14 protein-coding genes and 1 pseudogene are annotated in these 14,984 nt (G+C 71.0%); 8 read left to right on the plus strand and 7 right to left on the minus strand.

Features of this window, described 5'->3' with window-relative positions; genetic code table 11:
• Positions 1-244: 244 nt before the first annotated feature.
• Positions 245-871 carry a class I SAM-dependent methyltransferase gene (locus ACZ4YY_RS12830; protein ID WP_468287853.1) on the minus strand — a complete coding sequence of 209 codons (627 nt, stop codon included), beginning with the start codon at positions 869-871 and terminating at the stop codon, positions 245-247.
• A 637-nt stretch (positions 872-1,508) separates the two neighbouring features.
• Here ACZ4YY_RS12830 and ACZ4YY_RS12835 point away from each other — a divergent pair.
• Positions 1,509-2,324, plus strand: coding sequence for an amidohydrolase family protein (locus tag ACZ4YY_RS12835; RefSeq protein ID WP_468287856.1), 816 nt, complete (start codon positions 1,509-1,511; stop codon positions 2,322-2,324).
• A gap of 100 nt (positions 2,325-2,424) precedes the next feature.
• On the opposite strand, the gene glpK is transcribed toward ACZ4YY_RS12835, so the two are convergent.
• Positions 2,425-3,939 carry a glycerol kinase GlpK gene (gene glpK / locus ACZ4YY_RS12840; protein WP_468287859.1) on the minus strand — a complete coding sequence of 505 codons (1,515 nt, stop codon included), beginning with the start codon at positions 3,937-3,939 and terminating at the stop codon, positions 2,425-2,427.
• A gap of 41 nt (positions 3,940-3,980) precedes the next feature.
• Positions 3,981-4,748, minus strand: coding sequence for an IclR family transcriptional regulator (locus ACZ4YY_RS12845; RefSeq protein ID WP_468288524.1), 768 nt, complete (start codon positions 4,746-4,748; stop codon positions 3,981-3,983).
• A 146-nt stretch (positions 4,749-4,894) separates the two neighbouring features.
• Between ACZ4YY_RS12845 and ACZ4YY_RS12850 the strand changes: the two genes are divergently transcribed.
• The 5 genes and pseudogenes from ACZ4YY_RS12850 to ACZ4YY_RS12870 all read left to right on the plus strand — a co-directional run bounded on the left by ACZ4YY_RS12850 (position 4,895) and on the right by ACZ4YY_RS12870 (position 9,956).
• A complete protein-coding gene (locus ACZ4YY_RS12850) occupies positions 4,895-5,329 on the plus strand; it encodes an ATP-binding protein (RefSeq protein WP_468287862.1) in 435 nt (144 codons plus the stop codon).
• 120 nt (positions 5,330-5,449) lie between these two features.
• Positions 5,450-5,599 (plus strand): annotated as a pseudogene (locus tag ACZ4YY_RS12855) (MerR family transcriptional regulator); the annotation flags it as partial.
• Positions 5,600-5,965: 366 nt separating this feature from the next.
• The gene (locus ACZ4YY_RS12860; protein WP_468287864.1) at positions 5,966-7,993 is read left to right on the plus strand and encodes a S8 family serine peptidase; all 2,028 of its coding nucleotides are present in this window, start codon (positions 5,966-5,968) and stop codon (positions 7,991-7,993) included.
• Between the two features lie 401 nt (positions 7,994-8,394).
• Entirely contained in the window at positions 8,395-8,802 is a 408-nt protein-coding gene (locus ACZ4YY_RS12865; protein ID WP_468287867.1) for a YciI family protein, read from the plus strand.
• A gap of 8 nt (positions 8,803-8,810) precedes the next feature.
• Positions 8,811-9,956, plus strand: a complete 1,146-nt coding sequence (locus ACZ4YY_RS12870; RefSeq protein ID WP_468288527.1) for an RNA polymerase sigma factor — start codon at positions 8,811-8,813, stop codon at positions 9,954-9,956.
• 142 nt (positions 9,957-10,098) lie between these two features.
• Here ACZ4YY_RS12870 and ACZ4YY_RS12875 read toward each other — a convergent pair whose 3' ends face one another.
• Complete coding sequence (locus tag ACZ4YY_RS12875; protein ID WP_468287870.1) at positions 10,099-11,070, minus strand: LysR family transcriptional regulator; 972 nt, start codon at positions 11,068-11,070, stop codon at positions 10,099-10,101.
• Positions 11,071-11,245: 175 nt separating this feature from the next.
• Here ACZ4YY_RS12875 and ACZ4YY_RS12880 point away from each other — a divergent pair, with 175 nt between their 5' ends.
• Complete coding sequence (locus ACZ4YY_RS12880) at positions 11,246-11,740, plus strand: hypothetical protein (RefSeq protein ID WP_468287873.1); 495 nt, start codon at positions 11,246-11,248, stop codon at positions 11,738-11,740.
• A gap of 131 nt (positions 11,741-11,871) precedes the next feature.
• Entirely contained in the window at positions 11,872-12,384 is a 513-nt protein-coding gene (locus ACZ4YY_RS12885) for a hypothetical protein (RefSeq protein WP_468287875.1), read from the plus strand.
• Positions 12,385-12,638: 254 nt separating this feature from the next.
• Here the strand turns inward: ACZ4YY_RS12885 and ACZ4YY_RS12890 are convergent, their stop codons facing one another.
• The 3 genes from ACZ4YY_RS12890 to ACZ4YY_RS12900 all read right to left on the minus strand — a co-directional run bounded on the left by ACZ4YY_RS12890 (position 12,639) and on the right by ACZ4YY_RS12900 (position 14,849).
• Positions 12,639-13,262 (minus strand): hypothetical protein, encoded by a 624-nt coding sequence (locus ACZ4YY_RS12890; RefSeq protein WP_468287878.1) that lies wholly within the window; start codon positions 13,260-13,262, stop codon positions 12,639-12,641.
• Between the two features lie 326 nt (positions 13,263-13,588).
• Positions 13,589-13,858, minus strand: a complete 270-nt coding sequence (locus ACZ4YY_RS12895) for a hypothetical protein (RefSeq protein WP_468287881.1) — start codon at positions 13,856-13,858, stop codon at positions 13,589-13,591.
• Positions 13,859-13,985: 127 nt separating this feature from the next.
• Entirely contained in the window at positions 13,986-14,849 is an 864-nt protein-coding gene (locus tag ACZ4YY_RS12900) for a PRC and DUF2382 domain-containing protein (RefSeq protein ID WP_468288530.1), read from the minus strand.
• Between the last annotated feature and the right edge of the window lie 135 nt (positions 14,850-14,984).

The raw sequence follows: 14,984 nt of genomic DNA on the forward strand, positions 1-14,984 counted from the left end.
AAGCCGGGGGCCGGCAGCTGAGAAGAGGTGGTTCGGTTCTTCACCGTCTTCTCCGCGAGATACTCGGGGCGAGCCGGGGGCGCAGGCGCTTGGCACGTGACCGGTGATCATCGCGGCCGGTCACCGAGCAGGACACGCCCCCGCCGCGGCCGTCGTTTCAGGCCCAAGTGCCTCCATGCGGACAAGGCGTACGACGTTCGTCAGCCGCGGACCCGAGGAGCACGGTCGCGGACAGCGTGCGGACTCACGTGGCGGGGCGGGAGTGCACGCTGACGGCGTAGCCGCAGCCTTCGACGTGGAGATCGCCGCTCCAGGTGGCGTAGCGCTGCCGCAGGGTCAGTCCGGCCCGGGTGCACCAGTGGTCGAACTCCGTGAGGGTCACCGGCGGTTCCGGCAGCGGCAGGTGTGCCGCGTCCAGTCCCATGCCCGTGACCAGCAGTCCGCCGGGGCGCAGTGCGGCGGCGAGCTGCTGGACGACGGCTGCTTCGGTGCCGGGGGCCAGCAGGGGGATGACGTTCCCGGCGGCGAGCGCCAGGTCGAAGCCCGGGTCGAGGCCGAGGGCATCGAGACGGGCCAGGTCGCCGAGGAGCCACTCCTGCGTGGGGGCCTCGCGGCGGGCGACGGCGAGCATCGAGGGGTCGACGTCCACGCCGGTGCAGTGGTGTCCCAGCTCGGTGAGGCGGATCGCGATCCGTCCGGTGCCGCAGCCGGCGTCGAGTATCCGGGCGGCCGGCTTCAGCAGCGCGTCGCAGAAGGCGGCCTCACCGTGGATGTCGTGGCCGGCTTCGGCGAGCCGCGCGAACCGCCGGGCGTATCCCTCTCCGGCTTGTCCACCTGTCAGTTCCGCCCAGCGGTCGCGCTGCCCGGTCATGTCGGCATGCCTTCCGATCAGTCTCGTAGGTGTGTTCCTGAGCCTGTTACGAAGGTACACAGAGCGACCGGCGCCGAGCACGCCCGCGCCCGGACGCGGTCGGCGGCCAGGGTGGGCGGGCGAGCGGTAGGGGGGCGGGTCCCGGGCGTCGGCCTGGGCCGGAGCGGGTCCGGGTGGTGCCCCGCCCGTGCGCTGCGCCGAGATGGCGGTGTCGTTCCACAGGTCGTGACTGAGCCGTGCCGCCGCCGGACGCGGCCGTGCCGGGCTCCAGCCGGCCGTGCGGGGGCCGCGGGCCGCCTCGTGTTCGAGCGGCTGCGCAACGGCGTGACCGGCGCGGTGCCGGTGCGGCCGGGGCCGAGGAGGAGTGGCCGGCTCTCGTCGTCGCGTTCGCCCTGACGCGGCTGTCCGGGACGGACACGACCGGGTGGCCGTGACCTCCTCCCCATCCAGCGGTCGGAGGGGCGTCCGTCGTGAGACCGGGCAACGGCGGGAACCGGCGAGCCCCTTCCTCCTGGATCGCGTCCGTCCGGGGTAACCGGCCGCGAACAGGGCACGCCGTGCTGATCGCGCGCCTGTCGCCGGGTCATCGTGGTGCGACAAGCTGACGGCGTTACGGACGGGATACGCGGATGTCGGAATGGACCCAGGCCATGAGTCGGCGCAGTCTGCTCGTCACGGGTGGGGCGGTGGCGGCTCCGCGGCGCAGGCCAGGGAAGGTCTGAGCGTCGTCTTCGAGGCGATGGCCGACCTGGTGGCCCTGCACCCCGGCCGCTTCGCCGTCCTCGGCCCCGCTGTCCTGGACCATCCCGAGGTGACCACGTGGGCTCTCCGACGCGCCTTCGACGAGCTGGGGGCCGTCGGTGTCAGCGTGAAGGCCAACTACAACGGTGTCTACCTCGGTGATCCCTCGTACGACCGCTTCCTCGCAGAACTCGACGAACGCGCCGCGGTCCTGTTCACCCACCCGCTCGATCTCCCGGGCGGACCACCCGGCGTGCCCACGGTCCCCGGCATTCCGAACTTCATGTGCGATTTCCTGCTGGACACCACGCGTGCCGCTGTGAACCTGATCCGTACGAGGACACTCGACCGCTTCCCGCACCTGTCGGTCGTCCTGCCACACGCCGGCGGATTCCTCCCCCAGATCGCCACCCGCATGGAGGCCTTCGGCGACTTCTGCACCCCGCCCCTCGAGGCTGCCTCCGTAAGGGACTGTCTCCACCGCTTCTACTACGACACTGCGGGCCCGCTGGCCCCCTCGGGCACTCTGGTGGCCACTGCCGGTGCCGACCGGATCCTCTTCGGCACCGACTGGCCGGCCGCCTCCGCCGACATCATCACGGACTTCACCGTGCCGGCCGTCAAGACCGACCCCTTCCTCACCGACCGCCAACGTCGCGGCATCAACCGCGCCAACGCACTCCGACTCATGCCCGCGCTGAGGCGCGCCTGACGTGGCTGCTCCTGTCCGACACGGACCGTCGTCGGTGTGGCACAGCCCGGCGCGACCGGCCAGGCCCGGGCGGGCGCCGCGGCCACCGCCGGCAGGCTCGTCACGAGGGTTCCGGCGGTCGGATCCACCCCAGGGACCGCTCGACGGCGCGCTGCCAGCACTCGTACTCCCACTCCCGCCGGTCGGCTTCCATGTCCGGCAGCCACTGGGCGGCCCGGTGCCAGTTGCGGCGCAGGACCTCCAGATCCGGCCAGTAGCCGACCGCGAGACCGGCGGCGTAGGCCGCGCCCAGCGACACCGTCTCGGCGACCAGGGGCCGTACCACGGGCACGTCGAGCACGTCGGCCAGGATCTGCATGAGCAGGTGGTCGGACGTCATGCCTCCGTCCACCTTGAGTTGCTCGAGGACGAACGGGGAGTCGGCGTTCATGGCGTCGACGACCTCTCGGGTCTGCCAGCCGGTGGCCTCCAGCGCGGCCCGGGCCAGGTGGCCCTTCGTGATGTATGACGTGAGGCCGACGATGACGCCCCGGGCGTCGCTGCGCCAGTGCGGCGCGAACAGGCCGGAGAACGCGGGGACGATGTAGCAGCCGCCGTTGTCCTCGACGGTGCGCGCCAGCGTCTCGATCTCGGGTGCGCTGTTGATCAGGCCCAGACGATCGCGGAACCACTGCACCAGCGAGCCGGTGACGGCGATCGGGCCTTCCAGGGCGTAGACCGGCTGCTGGCCGTCGATCTTGTACGCGACGGTGGTGAGGAGCCCGTGGCGGGAGCGGACGACGTCGGTGCCGGTGTTCATCATGAGGAAGCTGCCGGTCCCGTAGGTGCACTTCGCCTCGCCGGGCGAGAAACAGGTCTGCCCGAACAGGGCCGCCTGCTGGTCGCCGAGAGCGGCCGTGAGGGGGACGCCCGGGAGCACGGAGCGGGCCTCGCCGTACCACGCCGCCGAGGGCCGGATCTCCGGCAGCATCGGGCGCGGCACACCGAAGAAGTCCATCAGCCCTTCGTCCCAGGTCAGCGTCCGGATGTCGATGAGCATGGTGCGGCTGGCGTTGGTGGCGTCGGTGATGTGCAGCCCGCCGTCCGTACCGCCGGTGAGGTTCCAGATCAGCCAGCTCTCCATGGTGCCGAACAGCACCTCGCCGTCCCGGGCGCGCCGCTCCAGTCCGTCGACGTGGTCGAACAGCCAGCGGATGCGGGGCGCGGAGAAGTAGGTCGACGGGGGCAGGCAGCAGCGTTCGAGGAAGAACTCGTCCCCGGGCTGTTTCCTCAGGTCCTCCACGAGCGGGGCGGTGCGGGTGTCCTGCCAGACGATCGCCCTGCCGAGCGGGACGCCCGTGTGCGCGTCCCAGACCACCGTCGTCTCGCGCTGGTTGGCGATCCCGATGGCGGAGATCTGCTGCGGGTCTATCCGGGCGTTCGACAGTGCCTCGGGTACGACGCGCTGGAGGTTGCGCCAGACCTCGACGGCGTCGTGCTCGACCCAGCCGGGACGGGGGAAGTACTGGTGGTGCTCCCGCTGGGCGACCGACCTCAGCCGCCCGGCATGGTCGAACAGGATGCATCGTGTGGAGGTCGTTCCCTGGTCGATGGACATCACATACCGTTCAACCATGATCGGACCTGCCTTCCGATGAGCCGCGGAGGCGCTGGGGCTTACCAGCGGGCCGCGCCCAGGTCTCTGGAGATCGCGCGTGCCGCCTCACGCAGTACGGTGATCAGGGCCGGCTGGAACCGGCCTTTGGTGTCGCAGATCCGCTCGACGGGGCCGGACACTCCGATCGCGCCCACCACAAGACCGCCGTGCCCCCGGATCGGCGCGGCGATCCCGGCTTCGCCCATGCTCATCTCCTGCACTTCGGCGCCCCAGCCGAGCTCCCGTATCTCGACGAGCGCCCGGTTGAGCTGCTGCGGCTCCACCAGGGTGTGACGGGTGTACGCCTCCGGTTCGGCCTCCAGCAGGGGGTCGACGGGCGTGGCGCCGAAGGCCAGCAGGACCTTGCCGAGCGAGGAGGCGTGCAGGGGCAGCAGCGCGCCTACGTCCAGGGTCTGGAAGGTGTCGTCCGGCCGGAAGACGTGGTGGATGACGAGCACCTTGCCTTCCAGGGGGGTACCCAGACGGACGGCCTCCCCGCTGCGGGCGGCCAGGGCGTCGGCCCAGTTGATGGAGCGCGAGCGCAGCTCGTTGACGTCGAGGTAACTGGTGCCGAGGTGCAGCAGAGCTGCGCCGAGCTGGTATTTTCCGGTCGCCGCGTCCTGCTCCACGAAGTCCACGTGCTGCAGGGTGCGCAGGATGCCGTGGGCGGTGCCCTTGGCCAGCCCCAGCGAGGACGCCACCTCCCCCAGCCCCAGCCGACGGGAGCCGCCGGCGAGCAGACGCAATATCGCCGCCGCCCGTTCGATGGACTGGACTGGACTGGCCACCACGAGGCGATAGTAATCCGAAAATTGTCAAATTTGGGCTGGCGTTCGGTAATGCCGACCGTCGTTCGTTGACCGGCTCCTCCTCCCTCCCTAGCGTGCATAACGCCCGGCCTGCATCCGACCGGCTTCCCTCAGGAGGAGGACACATGGCAACTGCGCAGCTCCACGCCGCGCCCTGCGGGGAAGCCGAACGCGTCTTCCCGCTCCCCCACACCCCGGGGGCTGTGCCGACGCTGCGCCGACGAGTGCGCGCGGCCCTCGCCGACTGGAACCTGGGCGCGGACACCGCCGAGGACGTGCTGCTGGTCGCCTCGGAGCTGCTCACCAACGCGATCGTCCACGCCCTGCCTCCGGCGACGCTGACGCTCTCGCGGAGTGAGGCCGGCCGGCGCGGAGCCGTACGCGTCGAAGTCACCGACACGGGGCCGGCGGCCCCACAGGTGCTGTCGGCTTCCGCTGTCGACCCGGACGAGCACGGCCGTGGCCTGGGCATCGTCACCGCCCTGTCCGTTCGGTGCGGCGTGCGAGTGACCGCCGACGGGACCAGCCGGTGGGCCGAGGTGCAGTTCGGACGGGGCTGAGGTCGGTCGTCCTCACTCGGCAGGCGCGGGACCTCGAAGCCATCGGCATCACCCCACCGGGCGTCGGTCGCGGCGACACTGAGGAGTGTGCCTGACACCGCTGACGCCGACGGCCAGACGGTCTGTCTCTGCCGCACGTATGAGGCCGATCCGGTATTCGCCGCCCACTACGACGGCATACGCGCCGGCCTCGCCCCGTGGTCCCGTCGCATCATCGACGCCGACGCGCGGGCCCAAGGCATCGACCCCGACACCGCGACCCGGCAGTAGAGCACGAGCCCGGAAGCCCGCACCACGAGGGCTTCCCACGCCTTCACCCACCCGAAGTTCTCCGGGCCCCCGCACAGCCCGCCCGGCCCCTCGCGGAAGGCGGCCGATCATCGAGCACCACCCGTCTGCGGGGACGCCCCCTTCGGAGCAACATCGGGCCCGGATGGGCGCCTGACCCGGGGCTCCACGTGCCGGCGGGCAGTCGCCCGCCTAGCGTGTGGGCTGAACGGAAGTGACCGCGCAGCCGGGCGTGCCACCGTCCCGGACGGGCTCCGGTCGGGTGGGCGCAGCCCGGGCCTCGGCGGACGGAGCCGCGGCCGCCCGGTGCGCGCCTTCGCCCTCACCCGCACCCTCCGGGAGTTCGGCATGTCCCGTATCACCATCAACGGCGTCACGGTGGACCCGCTGGTCCAGGCCGACGAGATGGCCACCCGCTCGCTGACGTCCGAGGACGCCTCCGAGTCCAACTACCTGCTCGTCCAGACCACGCACCCGCCCACGCCCGAGGAGAAGGAACAGCTCGCGGAAGCCGGCGTGGTGATTCAGGAGTACGTTCCGGACGACACCTACCTGTGCGGCTACCGGGACACGGATCTGGCCGCCGTGCGCGCACTGCCCTTCGTGGCCTGGGCGGATGTCTACCTCAAGGGCTTCAAGATCGCCCAGTCGCTTCGGTCGGCCCGGCTCCGCCCGGGTGTCGCCGTGCTGGCCGACCCCATGGAGACGGCGAGCCCCCGGACCCGTACCGTCGACATCGTCCTCCACGAGGACGTGGACGCGGGTACACACGGGGTGCGGGACCGGATCGCCGCGGCGGCCGGAGTCAGCCCCGGCGACGTCCGGCCCGGCCACGGCAAGCTGCGCATGACGGTCCGTGAGGAGGACCTGGCCGATCTGGCCGCACTCGACGAGGTGCGGACCATCGAGGAGGTCCCCGAGAGGACGCTGTACAACACCGTCGCGGGGACGTTGATGCACGCGGACGTGTCGCTCAACGGCACGAGGTTCCGCGGCGAGGGCCAGATCGTGTGCGTCGCCGACACCGGCTTCGACAAGGGGTCGACCACCAACGTGCACCCCGCCTTCAACGGCCGGGTCAAACGCCTGATCGCCCTGGGCCGCAAGAGTCCCGCGCGGACGGACGACCCTGACGGGCACGGCACCCACGTGGCGGGTTCCGTCCTCGGCGACGGGACGTCGGCGTCGATGGGCGGTGCCGTCACCGGCACGGCCCCCGAGGCGAGACTGGTCCTGCAGTCCCTGATGGACGGGGAGGGCTCCCTCACCGGCATCCCGGACAACCTGCTCGACCTGTTCATGCCACCCTTCCTGGAGGACGGGGCGCGGATCCACACCAACTCGTGGGGCCCGGTCACCCCGGGGCTCCCCTACAACCGGAGCGCGGCCGAAGCCGATCAGATGGTCTGGGACAACAAGGACTTCGTCATCTGCTTCGCCGCAGGAAACGACGGCACGGACCGCGACGGTGACGGCCGCGTCAACCTGAGGTCCGTGAGCGGGGAGACCGGAGCCAAGAACGTCATCACCGTCGGTGCCAGCGAAGGCAACCGCCCCGAGATCTCCCGCACCTACGACGAGCTGCGGCCGCTTTCGTTCCCCTCCCCGCCGATCAACGGCGACCGGATGGCGGACAACCCGGCGGGCCTGGCGGCCTTCAGCAGCCGCGGCCCGACCCAGGAAGGCCGGTTCAAGCCGGATGTCGTCGCCCCGGGCACGGCCATCCTGTCGACCCGCTCGCGCCTGGCTCCCGATCCCGGCCGGTTCGGTGTCTCCACGGATCCCGCGTACATGTTCGAAAGCGGCACCAGCATGGCCACCCCGCTGGTCGCCGGCTGCGTGGCGGTGCTGCGCGAGACACTGATGAAGAACGGCACGCCGAAGCCCAGCGCCGCGCTCATCAAGGCCATGCTGATCAACGGTGCCGACGAACTTCCCGGCCAGTACACCCCCACCGAGGCGGGCGCCTCCCCGAACAACAGCTCAGGTTTCGGCATCGTCAACCTCCAGCGTTCCGTCGTCCTGCCGACCGACGCCGGCCGGGCGGGCTTCACCGACGCCAAGGAACTGGACCAGGGGGAAGAGCGCGCGTTCGCCCTCACGATCCCGGCGGGGGCGCCCCACACCCTGAAGGTCACCCTCGTCTGGACGGACCCCCCTGGCGCGGCCCTGCAGAACGACCTCGACCTGATCGTCCGGGCTGACGGTCGGGAGCGCCACGGCAACATGGGCACCGACCCCGGATTCGACCGTGTCAACAACGTCGAGCAGGTGCTGTGGCGGGACATCCCCGCCGGGGAGGCCGAGGTCGTCGTCAGAGCCCACCGGATCACCCGGTTCACCCAGCCGTACGCCGTCGCCTGGCGCATTCTCTGACACTTGGGCGGCCGTGTCCCGGCCCGGTCGCACGGGCCGGGCCGGGGCCCGTGGTTCGACGCGGTGGCCGGTCGGGTTCGGCCCGCCGGAGCGGCCCGCCCGGCCGGACCCGCGCTGCGCGGCCCGGAGGCTGGGCGGCGTCCCACCGGTCGGCCGGGTGGGCGGTGAAGCAGGGCGGCACCTCCTCGTACACGGCCGTGCCGTGCGCCGCCGAGCCCACCCGTGCCGGCCCCAGTCCGGCACGCACGCCCACAGATCCGAGACCCCACGAGACGGCTCACCCGGGCACATCCACCGGAGCCCGGAAAACTTCGGATGACGATGTCGAGAACCCGTGGCCGGCTCCGTCCCCGGGGTGAACGCGACCACAATGGGGCGCACCAGCACCGAGGAGAAACACGATGGCCAAGTACCTGTTGCTCAAGCACTACCGCGGCGCTCCGGCAGCGGTCAACGACGTGCCCATGGACCAGTGGGCGCCGGAGGAGATCTCGGCGCACGTGCAGTACATGAACGACTTCGCGGCCCGGCTGGAGAACACCGGCGAGTTCGTCGACGGTCAGGCGCTCGCCCCCGAGGGAACCTGGGTCCGCTACGACGGTGAGGGGCGCCCGCCGGTCACCGACGGCCCGTTCGCCGAGACCAAGGACCTCATCGCCGGCTGGATGGTGATCGACGTCGACAGCTACGAGCGCGCCGTCGAGCTGGCCGGGGAACTGTCGGCCGCCCCCGGGGCGGGCGGGAAGCCCATCCACGAGTGGCTCGAGGTGCGCCCGTTCCTGACCGCCCCGCCCACCATCACGGAGTGACCTCATCGATGAACGAGGCCCTGCTCCGAAGCCTCACGCCGAGCGTGCTCGCCCTCCTCGTCCGCCGCGGAGCCGACTTCGCGGCGGCCGAGGACGCCGTGCAGGACGCGCTGGTCGAGGCGGTCCGCGTCTGGCCCGCCGACCAGCCGCGGGACCCGAAGGGCTGGCTGGTGACCGTGGCCTGGCGCAAGTTCCTCGACGCGGCCCGGTCGGACGCTTCCCGCCGTCGGCGTGAGGACCTCGTCGACGGGGAGCCGGCGCCCGGGCCCGCGCCCGCGGTGGACGACACGCTCCAGCTCTACTTCCTGTGCGCCCACCCGTCGCTGACGCCGGCGTCCGCGGTCGCGCTCACGCTGCGCGCCGTCGGCGGGCTCACCACCCGCCAGATCGCCCAGGCCTACCTGGTGCCCGAGGCGACCATGGCACAACGCATCAGCCGGGCCAAGCGCACGGTCTCCGGCGTGCGGTTCGACCAGCCCGGCGACGTCGCCACCGTACTGCGCGTCCTCTACCTGGTCTTCAACGAGGGCTACGCCGGCGACGTCGACCTCGCCGCCGAAGCCATCCGGCTTACCCGGCGGCTCGCGGCCGCCTTCGACCACCCCGAGGCGACGGGGCTGCTCGCCCTCATGCTGCTCCACCACGCCCGGCGTGCCACCCGGACCGCGCCCGACGGCAGCCTGGTGCCGCTCGCCGAGCAGGACCGCGGCCGGTGGGACACCGGGTCGATCGCCGAGGGAGTCGAGATCCTCCAGGCGGCCCTGGCCCGCGACCGGCTGGGCGAGTTCCAGGCCCAGGCCGCCATCGCGGCGCTCCACGCCGACGCGCCCAGCGCCGAGGAGACCGACTGGGTGCAGATCGTCGAGTGGTACGACGAGCTCACCCGCCTGACCGACAGCCCGGTCGTCCGGCTCAACCGCGCGGTCGCCGTCGGCGAGGCCGACGGACCTCGCGCCGGGCTGGCGGCGCTCGCGGCACTGAACGACTCGCTGCCTCGCCACGCCGCGGTGGCCGCGTACCTCCACGAGCGCGACGGCGACCTGACGACGGCGGCACGGCTGTACGCCGAGGCGGCCCACAAGGCACCCAACCTCGCCGAACACCGGCACCTGACGCGCCAGGCCGCCCGGCTCAACGCCCGCCGGCGTCGCTGACGGGATCAGGCTCGGATCTTCCGGCAGCTTTGACGCGGCCCGTGGTTCGGAGCGGTCGCCTCCCCCGCTTGCCACCGGCCGGCCCCTTCGCGGCAGTTCTGACAGGTGTTCAGTCCTGGCGGAGTGTCCGGCGGTGCTGCGGTCACACGCCACGAGGCCCGGAGTCCTCGCCGCTGCGGAACGACCTGGCTGCTCCGAGAACGGCGTCGATGATCGGTTGGGGCCGATCGGTTCTCAGCCACGCGAGCGCCGCGGTGGAGGGCGACAGATCGACGACGTCGACGTAGCGGACGCCGGGACGGGGGAAGAAGTCACGGGCGGCAGCCGGCAGGAAACACATTCCCTTGCCCTGGGCCACGAGATGCAGAAGCCCTTCCACGTCCGATGCGACGGGCCCGTAGCGAACGGGGGTGTTGTCGGGTCGCGGATCGACGGCCCAGAAGTCCCACCAGTTCCTCGGCACTTCCGGCGGCACGTCGATCACCGGGTGGTGGGCCAGCTGGGCCAGGGTGATCCGCTCCCGGTCCGCGAGAGGGTCGTCCGCGGGCAGGCAGGCCACCCGTGGCTCGGTGACGAGGTGCAGGAGGTCGATTCCTTCCGGCACGGGTGGCCGGAGGAAGACGACATCGACCTCCTGCCGGAACAGGGCATCCACGTGGTCGGCGAAGTTCAGGCTGCGCACCTCGACGTGTATCCGTGGGTGCCGCTCGTGCAACAGGCGCAGCACGGCGCGGGTGTGCGGCATCGCGGCCTCGGCGCCGATACTGCCGACGACAAGACGGCCGGAGGCCCGACGCACCTGGGTCTCCGCACTCCGGCGCAGCCGGTCCACGGCCGCGACCGCCTCACGCGCGTCCGCCAGCAGTACCTGACCGGGCGCGGTGAGGCCGACGGCCCGGCTGGTCCGGGTGAACAGCTTCAGGCCGAGGCGTCTCTCCAGGTCCCTGATCTGCTGGCTCAGTGCCGACTGCGTGATGAAGAGGCGCCCCGCGGCCCGCGAGAAGTGGAGTTCCTCGGCCAAGGCGACGAAGAGGCGTAGTTGGTGAAGGCTCGGGGCGCGGGGATCCGGGCCCGCCGGTAACGCGTCGTCGGCAGCTGTTCCGCCAGCAGTCATGGTGAGTTCCTCATCGATCGGCTGTGAAGTCGCATGGTTGCGTGTCGTGACAGGGCGGTTCCGTGATGTAAGGCTCGCAGACGGTGTCCTGGCGACCGCACCCCTTTTCGCGGGCTTTCGACCGGGGCGCACAGGACCGCGATGACCATCGACTTCTACGCATCGGAGCCGGAGCATGTCCGTGAGACAGACCGTGGCGGTGGTCGCCGCCCTCTTGGCCGTGGTGTTGAGCGGGGGTGCCGCCCAGGCATCGTCGCCACCGGGCGGCGGCACGTACGCCGTGACAGAGCAACGCACGGGCGCCGTCGGTCCTCTGAGCGCCCAGGCGTCGTGCACCCACCGCAACGTCAGTCACTACGACGCCTACACGGGACGCACCTGGACCAGCGACTGGGTGTGCGGCAACCGTTCCGGGGCTCCTCTGTACGGCTGCGCCAGCTTCATCTCCGCCTGTGGGGTGATCGGCTGGATCGACAGCTCGACCAGTTGGTTCGTGTGCTGGGGCAGGGGCGCGGCGCACGCCGGAGGCAACAACATCTGGTACTACACCCTGGGCGACCGTATCGCCCCTGGTGAGGAGAGGCAGCACGGCTGGGGGTTCATTCCGGCGGTGAACGTGTGGACCTCGACCGATCCCTGGCCAGGCATGACGGAATGCAACATTCCGTGAGCCGAGGGGAGTTGTTCCGCCGCAGCAGGCCCGGCGGAGCCCTCGCGCTCCCTGCATCAGCCATCCGGAGGACGAGTTGCCGGATGTTCCGCCGTGCTCGAGGCGGAGTGAGACGAAAGGACGTACGTGTGATGAGCACGAGAACAGTGACGGTACCTACCAGGCGTTCCCTCCTCGGCGTGATCGGCGTGCTCATGTCGGTGCTGCTCTCCGCCTTGGCCGCAGGGCCGGCCCAGGCGGCCACCGACTCGCCCCGCGCGAAGGACAGCCGCACGATGATCATGCCGCCGGCGCCGGAGGGCGCGGGCTCGCCCTCGGCCCGAGTGGCCGCGGCCTCTCCGACGGTCTCCCCGGCTGCCAACTACGTGCACACGGGTTCCGGCAGTCCCGTCGACTGCAACGAGGGCTATCTGTGCCCCGCCGTCTGGGACCCCTCGGTGGGGAAGTACAAGGTCTTCTTCCTCTACTACTGCAACCGGTACTCCCTGTCGAACTGGAACGGCTGGGGCGAGGTGGTCAACAACCAGATCGGCGAAGCCGCGTACTTCTACGACCAGAACGGCCGGGTGCTGACTGCCGTCCTGCCGGACAAGATCGCCTACGACTACGACTGGACGCCTGTGTGGTACATCCGGAACTGCTGAACCGGTGGTCACAGGGCGCCCCACCGCGCAGGGGCCCGGGAGTCCACACGGACCTTCCGGGCCCCTGCGCTGTCGCGTGACGGACAGCTGGTGGTCGTCGTTCTGATCGGGTTCGGTGCCCGACGCGATGACGGATCAGGGCCCGCCTGACGCCCGCACGAAACCGGCCACGAGGCAGCGCGTCAGAAGCTCGACCGACCGGATCCTTCGACAGCCTCGTCGCTGCTCGCCGGCGTCACGACCGCCCGGGGTCGTCAGTGCGTCCAGCGCCAGTCCGGCATGGAGGGCATGGGGGGCACATGCGGCATGGAGGGCATGTGCGGTGCCCTGCTCATGGCCCGCTGCCACATCCCGCGGGCTTGCTCCTCGGGGCGTTGCTGTTCTCCGTGCAGCGCGTTCAGGATGAGCAGGCCTCCGGTGAGGGCCGGGACGGCCCACTGCAGGAAGGCGAGTTGCCGCTGCGCCTTCTCCCTGTCGACGGGGTGCTCGCGGGCCTTTTCGGCGTCTTCCGGGTCGGTGGAGGAAGCCAGCTCGATCTTCTTGCCCAGCACCCGGCTGTAGGCGGTGGTCGCCAGGGCGGCTCCGGTCAGGATCGTCTTGGCCACGGTGGAGGCGGCCACTCCCTGCTGGGTGGCAACCCGTGCCGCGTTCGCGGCGAGCAGACCACTGCTGCCGACCAGGTGGGTGCCGATGGCGGTGGCGTTCACGGGCGCCCACTTCGCCCAACCCGAACTGATGACCCGTTCGGTGTTCGCCTGCGTGGCGCTTTCGGTACGCCCCGCGCCGTTGAGGCCTACCGCGCCCATCAAGGAGCCGCCGAACCATGCGGCCAGTCCCAGGTCGTGCAGGCTGCGCAGGACGGTGTTCCGTTGCGACATCTCGTCTTCCTTCCGTTGGGCAGCGGGGCCGGCAGCGCGTCGGCACTGCGACCCACTGTTCCCCACCCCTGGAGAGGACGCATCTCGGGCCGTTCTGAACGGACCACAAGGGGGAGCAGCCGTCATGAGGGGCGGCAGTGCGTCACAGAGGGGCGAGCGGCGAGGCCCGGCCGTCCCGCACCGCCGACAGCGGTGGCGAGGGGTCATCCGGGCCGCAACGGGCGGCAGACCGCGGCGAAACAGCTGCCCGCACAGCGTGCCTGCCGATCGGACGGAGCCAGCCCACCGCTCCTGACGGCCGGGTCGGTGCGGTGGGCTGCCGGGTGTCAGCTGCCGGCGGGGGTCACGCCGAACATGAGGGTGTGGCGCGGGACGTCGTACTGGACGGTCGTATTGTGCTCGAGGAGGTCCTTCAGGACGTCAGCGTCGTCGGCGTCCACGGTGAGGACCTCCTCCCCGGCGCCTTCGTCCAGGACCAGCTGAAGAGTGAAAGTGCCGCTCTGGCCCGGTTCTCCGGCCACCCAACTGAACTGGTAGTGGTTGACTTGGCGGACTTTGATGCCGGCTTCTGTGAGCGGCTGCTCGACCTGCGTCATGACGGCTGGTTCCTTTCTCTCGCGCGTGTGCCCGCCCGTCCCGGGCCGCCCGACCGTCGGCAGCTGTCCGAGGGCAGCGACTCGAGCAACGGTCCGGGGCGGCATGGCGCGGGCAAGCAAGGGCGGTTCACCTGTCGCGCCGGTCCTCCTCGACGGCATCGGTGTCGATCTGCTCCTTGCGGACGTGGCCGCGCACCGTTTCCTCGTCGGTGCGCTCCTCGACCGACATGCGCACCCGCTCCACCGGCACCGTCTCGGTCTCTGTCACGGGGCGTTCCTCGTGCAGGACGACCTCGTGCTCGGCCTCGGTGATGTCGGGCCCGGCCATGGCCGCATCCCGGTTCTCGTCCGTGATCGGCTCCCGTTCGACACGGGCCTCCTCGTGGCGCACCGGTACGGTCTGCCGCACGTCCTCGGTGACGACGTACTTGCGCAGCCGCGCCCGGCCGGCCTCGCGGCGCTCGGTGCCGACCTGCATGCGCTCCTCCGAACGCGTCATGGCGTCGTCGGACCCGGGCGTGGTGTCTGCGGTGCCGGTCCTGGTGTCTGCGGTGCCGGGCACGGCGGTGGTCTCACGGGTGCCGATGTCACGGGAGGTGCCGGTCGTGTCGCCGGCGTCCGTGGGGGCCCGGCCGGCCTCGCCGGGGCGGTCGGCCTGCTGCCAGGCGGCGTCCCAGTCGATGCCGTAGTGCTCGTACAGGCGGTGTTCCTCCTCCTCGGACAGGTGCCCGCCTGCATCGACGTCGACGTTGGGCGCGTCCTTCACCGTGTCCTTGGGGTAGGGGACCTCCAAGTGGTCTTCCACGACGGAGGCGTCCTGGATGGGCACGAAGGACTCATGGGTGCCGAACAGGCCGGTGTTGACGCTGACCCACTCGGGCTGACCGCTGACGTCGTCGAGGAAGACGTGTCTGGCATCGCCGATCCTGTTGCCGTCGGCGTCGTAGACGGGGTGGTCGAGCACGGTCGGAATCTGCTCGCGGGTGATCACCTGTCTCACCCTTCTCTCTCTTGTCGCGTTCACTCGCCCTGTCCGACTCACCACCCCATACGCTGCGAAACCGGAAACGGGCAGTGTTGCAGAACCGGATGAAACCATCTAAAAGGTCCTTGCGCTGTAAGCGCC

It is taken from the genome of Streptomyces sp. NPDC030143 (assembly GCF_055573695.1).

Bases quoted from the DNA above. Each gene is read 5' to 3' on its own strand.
- ACZ4YY_RS12830 (WP_468287853.1), bottom strand. From the start codon at position 871: ATGACCGGGCAGCGCGACCGCTGGGCGGAACTGACAGGTGGACAAGCC.
- ACZ4YY_RS12835 (WP_468287856.1), top strand. From the start codon at position 1,509: ATGGACCCAGGCCATGAGTCGGCGCAGTCTGCTCGTCACGGGTGGGGC.
- glpK (WP_468287859.1), bottom strand. From the start codon at position 3,939: ATGGTTGAACGGTATGTGATGTCCATCGACCAGGGAACGACCTCCACA.
- ACZ4YY_RS12850 (WP_468287862.1), top strand. From the start codon at position 4,895: ATGGCAACTGCGCAGCTCCACGCCGCGCCCTGCGGGGAAGCCGAACGC.
- ACZ4YY_RS12860 (WP_468287864.1), top strand. From the start codon at position 5,966: ATGTCCCGTATCACCATCAACGGCGTCACGGTGGACCCGCTGGTCCAG.
- ACZ4YY_RS12865 (WP_468287867.1), top strand. From the start codon at position 8,395: ATGGCCAAGTACCTGTTGCTCAAGCACTACCGCGGCGCTCCGGCAGCG.
- ACZ4YY_RS12870 (WP_468288527.1), top strand. From the start codon at position 8,811: ATGAACGAGGCCCTGCTCCGAAGCCTCACGCCGAGCGTGCTCGCCCTC.
- ACZ4YY_RS12875 (WP_468287870.1), bottom strand. From the start codon at position 11,070: ATGACTGCTGGCGGAACAGCTGCCGACGACGCGTTACCGGCGGGCCCG.
- ACZ4YY_RS12880 (WP_468287873.1), top strand. From the start codon at position 11,246: ATGTCCGTGAGACAGACCGTGGCGGTGGTCGCCGCCCTCTTGGCCGTG.
- ACZ4YY_RS12885 (WP_468287875.1), top strand. From the start codon at position 11,872: ATGAGCACGAGAACAGTGACGGTACCTACCAGGCGTTCCCTCCTCGGC.
- ACZ4YY_RS12890 (WP_468287878.1), bottom strand. From the start codon at position 13,262: ATGTCGCAACGGAACACCGTCCTGCGCAGCCTGCACGACCTGGGACTG.
- ACZ4YY_RS12895 (WP_468287881.1), bottom strand. From the start codon at position 13,858: ATGACGCAGGTCGAGCAGCCGCTCACAGAAGCCGGCATCAAAGTCCGC.